This window comes from Actinoplanes sp. TFC3, assembly GCF_001553785.1.
Classification (GTDB): domain Bacteria; phylum Actinomycetota; class Actinomycetes; order Mycobacteriales; family Micromonosporaceae; genus Actinoplanes.
The window spans coordinates 1-6461 of record NZ_LOJP01000006.1 but is presented as its reverse complement, the minus strand read 5'-3'; the positions used below and the strand labels follow the sequence as shown (position 1 = coordinate 6461).

Annotated in this window: 7 protein-coding genes and 3 pseudogenes; 5 read left to right on the top strand and 5 right to left on the bottom strand. The window is 67.3% G+C overall.

The features are described 5' to 3' along the window. Together TFC3_RS39850 and TFC3_RS33160 are read left to right on the top strand one after the other, a co-directional pair. A pseudogene (locus tag TFC3_RS39850) lies at positions 1–183 on the top strand (hypothetical protein); the annotation flags it as partial. A 146-nt stretch (positions 184–329) separates the two neighbouring features. Continuing rightward, positions 330–776, top strand: coding sequence for an SRPBCC family protein (locus tag TFC3_RS33160; RefSeq protein WP_082772723.1), 447 nt, complete (start codon positions 330–332; stop codon positions 774–776). A gap of 178 nt (positions 777–954) precedes the next feature. Here TFC3_RS33160 and TFC3_RS33155 read toward each other — a convergent pair whose 3' ends face one another. The 4 genes and pseudogenes from TFC3_RS33155 to TFC3_RS33140 form a co-directional block, all read right to left on the bottom strand. Then, positions 955–1773, bottom strand: a complete 819-nt coding sequence (locus tag TFC3_RS33155) for a TrmH family RNA methyltransferase (RefSeq protein ID WP_067510086.1) — start codon at positions 1771–1773, stop codon at positions 955–957. Between the two features lie 11 nt (positions 1774–1784). Beyond that, positions 1785–2078: pseudogene (locus TFC3_RS33150) on the bottom strand (aldehyde dehydrogenase); the annotation flags it as partial. Between the two features lie 15 nt (positions 2079–2093). Continuing rightward, positions 2094–2594: a flavoprotein gene (locus TFC3_RS33145; RefSeq protein WP_067510081.1), complete on the bottom strand. Its 501-nt coding sequence runs from the start codon at positions 2592–2594 to the stop codon at positions 2094–2096. Between the two features lie 91 nt (positions 2595–2685). Further along, positions 2686–3636, bottom strand: a complete 951-nt coding sequence (locus tag TFC3_RS33140; protein ID WP_067510079.1) for a GlxA family transcriptional regulator — start codon at positions 3634–3636, stop codon at positions 2686–2688. A 104-nt stretch (positions 3637–3740) separates the two neighbouring features. Here TFC3_RS33140 and TFC3_RS33135 point away from each other — a divergent pair, with 104 nt between their 5' ends. Further along, positions 3741–4403, top strand: coding sequence for a DJ-1/PfpI family protein (locus TFC3_RS33135; protein ID WP_067510077.1), 663 nt, complete (start codon positions 3741–3743; stop codon positions 4401–4403). 183 nt (positions 4404–4586) lie between these two features. Here TFC3_RS33135 and TFC3_RS33130 read toward each other — a convergent pair whose 3' ends face one another. After that, positions 4587–4976: an HPF/RaiA family ribosome-associated protein gene (locus TFC3_RS33130; RefSeq protein ID WP_067510075.1), complete on the bottom strand. Its 390-nt coding sequence runs from the start codon at positions 4974–4976 to the stop codon at positions 4587–4589. A 144-nt stretch (positions 4977–5120) separates the two neighbouring features. Here TFC3_RS33130 and TFC3_RS33125 point away from each other — a divergent pair, with 144 nt between their 5' ends. After that, complete coding sequence (locus TFC3_RS33125) at positions 5121–5447, top strand: hypothetical protein (protein ID WP_067510073.1); 327 nt, start codon at positions 5121–5123, stop codon at positions 5445–5447. Beyond that, positions 5444–6461 (top strand): annotated as a pseudogene (locus TFC3_RS33120) (hypothetical protein); the annotation flags it as partial. The gene TFC3_RS33125 and the pseudogene TFC3_RS33120, both read left to right, overlap by 4 nt.

Here is a 6461-nt window from a genome sequence, read left to right as displayed (position 1 = left end):
TAGGAGCGGGTGGAGGTTGCTTGCCTGGGTGGGCGGGGGCGTACGGGGACGGCGCTGGCTTGTATCGCCGTGCTCGACGGGGTTCCGGCCGGGTTGGCTGTCGCTTACGTGCGCGCCCATTACGACCGGCGGGCTGTGGAGACTCCTTGGCAGGGGCGCTTTGTTCGTACCTTCGCCCTTTGAAGGCGGCCGGCGTCGGCCAGCGCAGCTGATGGCATCAGCACCTGCGCTCCCAGCGGCTCGACGCCCAGCAGGTGCCCGTGGGTCATCCGCATGATCCGATTCGACCATGCTCGCCGGGATTCAGTCGCTACTTTCGGGGGGGGGTGATGACGTCGACCAGGAAGCTTGCCGTGGCGGCCCCGGCCGGTGCCGTCCTGGAATATCTGCGCGACTATGCCCACACCGCCGATTGGGACCTGAGCACCCGGTCCTGCAAGCGCATCGACACCGGACCGATTGTGCCGGGTTCCTGGTGGCGCCACGAGTCGAAGGTGCTGGGCATCACCACCGAGTTGGACTACACGCTTGTCACCGAGAATGGCGACCGGCTGGCTTTCACCGGGCGCGGCGAGAATGCCACGGCCACGGACGTCATCACGGTTACCGCGGGTGAGCGTGGTGGCAGCGAAATCACCTATCACGCCGAGCGGGAATTGCATGGGCTCGCCAAGCTGGCCACCCCGGTGCTGAGGGTCGAATTCGAGAAGCTTGCCTCCGCCTCGGTGCAACGGCTCACCGGCATCCTCGACCACGTTCATCAACCGTTCATGTGATCACGGCGGCAAGCCTCCTGTCGTCATCGGCGAGGAGGTCTGGTGGTCTCCGGCGACCGGGATGCCGAGCGGCGTGAAGTAACGGATCTGGCGCCGGGCACCCGGGCAATCCCGAGAGCTTTCCCGAGGAGATGTTCCGGGCCCGCGACGCGATAATTGGACTGATCTGGGCCAAACGTCAGGGCTGGTGGTGACGCCGCTGCCGGGCGGCCTCATAAAGCGCCACCGTGCCCGCCGCCGCGGCGTTGAGCGAACTGGCCGCCCCGACAATGGGAATACGCACCATCTGATCGCACGCTTCGCGCCAGGCCGCACTCAGGCCGTGGGTCTCATTGCCCACGGCCAGCAGAGTCGGGCCGGTGAGATCATGCTCGGCGATATCGGCCGGCCCCCGCTCATCAGTGCCAAGAACCTGCATCGGTACGTTCAAAGAACCAGCCCACTCCAGCACTTCGCGATGGCTGGAGGCGCGCACCACCGGCACCGCGAACAACGATCCCGTGCTGGCTCGCACGGCCCGGGGGTCATAGGGATCGGCGGCATGTCCGGTAACGATGACCCCGGCCGCCCCGAAGGCGTCGGCCGAGCGGATCAGGGTGCCGATGTTGCCGGGCGTGGCGGGGCGATCGAAGACGACGACGAGTTGTTGTGGGCGTACCGCAATCCTCGTGAAATCGTCAGCGGGCAAACCCACCACCGCGAGCAATTCCGGGGTTTCCTCGTCCTTGCCGCCCAGCTCCGCCATCAATTCCGCACTGACCAGCGCGCGCGGCGCCCCCGTGGTCTCCGCCATTTCCCGGGCCCAGCGCGAGAGCCCCGGACCGTCGGAAACCAGCAGCGTGCGAACCTCCCAGCCGTGCTGCACGGCCAGCGAGATCGGTCGCACGCCCTGCACGAGAAATTCGCGGCTCTGGTGACGCTTGTTGCGATTGGTCAGCAGCGCCTGCCATTGCTGGAAGGTGGCGTTGCGCGTGGTGATCCGTGGAGTCCTGGGCACGCCGTCCGACGTTACGGTGTCGCCGGACAGCGGCTGTAACCGGGCAAGTTGCCGTGGAGCCGCTCGCCCGGACGCCCCACCGTTACCGCTTGCACAAGCAGATCCCCGCCAGCAAAGGCACCCTTCCAGAAAGCGCCGCGGCCGCCGAACGTCCCGGCTTTGTCGCCGCGGGAGCGGGGACGATTGATGCCGGCCTTGTACGCCTTCGCATCGCGGGCCGGCTTCGCCCCGAGTTCCTTGTCGTCAATGGCCAGGCCGGCCACCAGCGCCCCATTGCTCGCGTTCATGCCCGTGAGCAATTCCTCCTCGGGTGTCCACCTCTACCGTCGAAGAATCGGCAACTTCTCCAGCGCTTCGAGCCCGTCACCGGCGAAGACCACGTCTTCTTCTTGCAGCGCCCGAACCGCACGCTGATAGGGCCGCCGACTGGCCAGCGCGGCGTTCACCGACGGCACAATGACCGTGGGCACGCGACGGCCGATGACCTCGGCAACCGAGCTGAGCGGGTACGTGTCGGCCACGCCGAGAGCAAGCTTGTTGACGGTGTTGAAGGTCGCCGGCGCGACGATCAGGGCGTCAGCCTTCGGAGAGATCCGGGTGCCGTCGGGGGCGTACTCGTAGGTGGTGCGAAGGGGGCGGCCACTCAGCTTCTGAAGCTCCCCGGCGTCGATGAGGGTGAGGGCGGCTGCGGTGGCGGTGATGTCGACGTCCCAGCCGCGCTTGACGGCCTCCCGGACGAGATCGCCGATGTGGATGGCCGAGCCCGCGCCGCACACGAGAAGGCGAAGATCGTTGCCGCGACCGCTCTTGTCATTAGTCACCCCCCGATGATGCACGAAGAACCCCCCGCCCGGATGGCTGATGTCAAGCCGTCGCCTCGGGCAGCGCTCCATCTTCGGTGACGCCAAGACCTCAGCCGTTACCTCGCTGCGTCGCCCGGTACCGGGACGGTGGCATTCCGTACCGCTCCACGAAGGCCTGTCGCAACGTCTCCGCGCTGCCGAACCCGCACCGGGCAGCCACCCGTCCCACCGGCAGCGCCGTCCCGCTCAACAGTTGCGCCGCCCCCTCCACCCGCGCTTCCCGCACGTATCGCCCCGGCGTGACCCCGGCTCCCTCCACAAACAGCCGGGTCAGATGCCGTTCGCTGACCCCCGCCAGGGCGGCCAGAACCGCCGCGGACAGGTCAGCGCTCAAGTGGCCGGACACGTACTCGGTCACCCGCTTGACTATCCCGTTGCCCGGCACCGGGGCGGCGGTGAACATGCTCATCTGGGCTTGATTGCCGGGTCGGTGCAGATAGGTGACCAGACCCCGAGCTACCCCGCGAGCCAGCTCAGCACCGCAGTCCTCCTCGATGAAAGCCAACATCAGATCAAGCGCACTGGTCACTCCGGCAGAAGTGGAGATCCGGCCCTCGCGAATGTAGATCGGCGTGGGGTCGACCGTCACTTGCGGATAGGAGCGGGCTAGGCGGTTGGCGTAGCGCCAGTGGGTGGTGGCCCGCTTACCGTCGAGCAGGCCAGCGGCGGCCAGAATGGTGGCGCCGGTGCAGACGGAGGCAATGCGGCGGCTTTCTTGGGCCAGGCGGCGGATGTGCCCGACGATGCGCGGATTGACCGCAGCCTCGTAGACACCCAGGCCGCCGGAGATGATCAGGGTGTCGAGCGGGCCCTTGAGGCGTTCCAGGGCGCCCGAGCTTTGCAGGGTCAGACCGCTTTCGCAGGTAATCGGGTGGCCGCCGGGAGAAACGACTGCGATCTCGTACGGCGGATCGGCTCCTGAGTGGTTTGCGGTTTGCAGGCTCGTTGTTACGCAGGCGATGTCCAGCAGTTCGGCGCCCTCGTACCCGACCACGACCATCCGCACGGCCGAACCGTATGGCGGATGGACTTGGTTCGCAAGAATTCCGACTTCACCAGGCGGCACCCCTTGGCGCTGAACACGGGCGGCGAAAGGGTGGGCGCATGGCGAAGACGATCGCGTTCGTGCTGTATCCGGGCATCACTCCGCTCGACCTGGTGGGACCGCTGCAGGTGTTGTCCGCGCTGGCCGAGTTCGACAGGTCTTTCGACGTCGTCGTTGCCGCGCACAACCATGACGTCTTGGAAACCGATACACCGGTACGACTACAGCCCAGCCACTCCTTCGACGAAGTCACCGAGCCGTTCGCGGTGATGGTGCCGGGCGGGGGTGCACCGACTCTCGCGGCGATGAAGGACCGGGCGTTGGTGGCGCAGATCGCGTCTTTTGCTCGTACCGCGCAGTGGGTTGGATCGGTTTGCACCGGCTCTTTGATTTTGGGCGCGGCGGGATTGCTTGCGGGGCGACGGGCGACGACGCACTGGGGATTCCGGGACCGGTTGGCCGCGTTCGGCGCCGAGGCTGTCGCCGAACGGTGGGTGGTGGACGGCAAGCTCATCACCGCGGCCGGCGTTTCGGCGGGCATTGACATGGCTTTGCATGTGGTGGAACGGCTTGCCGGCGAACAGATGGCCCGCAAGGTGCAGCTCGCTGTCGAGTACGACCCGCAGCCTCCGCTGGGCGGCATTGATTGGCAGAGCCCCGAGGTCAGCCGCTATGCGCAACCGGACGGTTGGACGGCCCTGACCGCAAGCCGCAACCACTGAGGCAACCCATTGCGCAGCATTCGCAGCGGCATGGCTACGCGCTGACCCAGATCGGACAGCGCGTAGCCGACATGGAGCGGAACCGCCGGGGGACCACAACCTGCTCGCGGCTCGGGTCGCGGTCAGCTGAGAGCCGACCGGGCGATGCGGTTCATCCTCGCCGCATCGCCTGGTCGTCCCGCCTCAGGCCGGCAGCTCCGGATCCTGTTCAAGATCGGTCAGGCCCGCACGCAGGTGCCGGTTGTGGCGCGGCTCCTGCTTGGTCTTCGAGTCGTCCAGCTTGCGGCGCAGGTCGTCGCGTACGTCATTGAGCGCGGCATGCAGATCTTCCTCACCCGACGTGGTGACGATGGTCCTGCGCCCGGCAATGAAGCATTCGAGCGTGACCTTCTGCCCCTTGGCCGCTCGATCCTTTACCGAGATCTCCAAGGCGGTCGTCTCCGCCGGAAATGACGCCAGACGCGCGTCAAGCGTGACGAACTGCTCGGCGATCCAGTTCAGATCGCCCTGCGAGAACCCTCCGCCGGTACGCAGGCACTGCTCAACGGTGGCCGGTTCAGCCGCGACACTCATCGCAGGTGACTCCCTTCGTTGGGACTGTTACTCCGCCCTCTACCCGATCGCTACCGGAAAAGCACCTCATGTTGACCCTGAACACTTCACACCTTTCGCACGTGTGAGAGGTGGTCGACATGCGCACGCGCGGGGAGGCACCTCATGGCCGACGGGCTGCAGATCCGGACGGAACTGGTCAGCGAACTGGCGCAGGGCTTGCGCGCGGATGCCGATGACGGATTCCGCACGGCCGCGGCGCAAGGTGCGGCACTGCACGGACAGGGCATTGTTTTCGGTACGTCCATGGCCGGCGAAACCGTCCTGGAAGCCAAACACCGCTACGCCCAGGTGCTCGAACACGTCGAGGCGAATCTGCGCGAGTACCAGCGCCTGGCTGCCCGTTACGCGGATGCCGCACACCGGTTGGCGCACGCTTTGCAGGCGGTGGATGGCGAGGTTGAAGCCGGTTTGCAGCGGGGCCAGCAATGACGGACTGGGATTCGTACAACCTGCCCGCGATCTGGTCGATGCTGCGCCACGAGAACACCCGCGAAGGCGTGGATCGGGTGCTGGATTGGGACAGTTTGACGTACGGTGTCCGTACCCAGAATCGGCGTTTGCGCGAAGCCTGCGCCGAACTCGCGGCCGCCTGGCCGCCCGCCAAGAACGCCGCGGCCGCCGATTTTCTCAACCGCATGACCGCGCTGAGCGCGTCCATGGACCAAACCCTGCGCCAGGCCGAAGACACCCGAGCCGGGCTGCGCGGCATCATCGAAGCCCTTGCCGAAGCCCAATCAACGGTACGTCCACTGGTCAGCGACCGCCTCGACGCAGCAGGCGATTTCATCCCGCGCTGGGCCGACCACGCCGAGGACGCCTTCGACGGGCAAGCCCGCGACGCCATGCGCAAGGCGGAGGCAGCGATCGCCGACTACAGCACGCAGATCCGGGCTCCGGAATTGTTCCGCGACGACGGGACGAAAGACGTCACCCCCGTTCCCGTGCCGCACCATCCGCCGGGTATTTCCGCGCCTCCTTCTGCAGCCGCGCCCGCTTCCCTTGGGCTCGTTTCCCTTGGGCTCGCCGACTTCTCCGGCTCTTCCGCTGCGACCCCTTCCGCCGGCGGCCCTGGCCCCGTCAGCGGCCCTGCCAGCGCCCCTGCTACCGGGTCTTTTGCTGCCTCCTCCGCCGGGCTCGGCGTTCCGCCAGCCGGACCCGTCGGCGCCCCCGCCGCCGGGTCCTTCGGCATCCCTGCCGCCGGCTCACGCACCGCCCCTGCCGGCGCAACAGCCAGCAAACCCGGCGCCCTTGGCCGCCCCAGTGGAATTGGCACCGCGAACACCAACGGCGCGACCGGCATCGCGGGCGGCATCCCTGTTGCAAGTAGCACGCCAATCGCAGGCGGCATGCCCATCGCCACCGGGCGAAAGCCCGTGCCGATCCGAACCGCAATGCCCTCCGGAAAAGTCATCGGCGCACCTCCGCCAGCCCCCGGCTCCGCCC

What these genes read in the sequence shown, in the direction of transcription:
- TFC3_RS33160 (WP_082772723.1), top strand. Translation starts at nt 330, where the DNA reads ATGACGTCGACCAGGAAGCTTGCCGTGGCGGCCCCGGCCGGTGCCGTC.
- TFC3_RS33135 (WP_067510077.1), top strand. Translation starts at nt 3,741, where the DNA reads ATGGCGAAGACGATCGCGTTCGTGCTGTATCCGGGCATCACTCCGCTC.
- TFC3_RS33130 (WP_067510075.1), bottom strand. Translation starts at nt 4,976, where the DNA reads ATGAGTGTCGCGGCTGAACCGGCCACCGTTGAGCAGTGCCTGCGTACC.
- TFC3_RS33140 (WP_067510079.1), bottom strand. Translation starts at nt 3,636, where the DNA reads ATGGTCGTGGTCGGGTACGAGGGCGCCGAACTGCTGGACATCGCCTGC.
- TFC3_RS33125 (WP_067510073.1), top strand. Translation starts at nt 5,121, where the DNA reads ATGGCCGACGGGCTGCAGATCCGGACGGAACTGGTCAGCGAACTGGCG.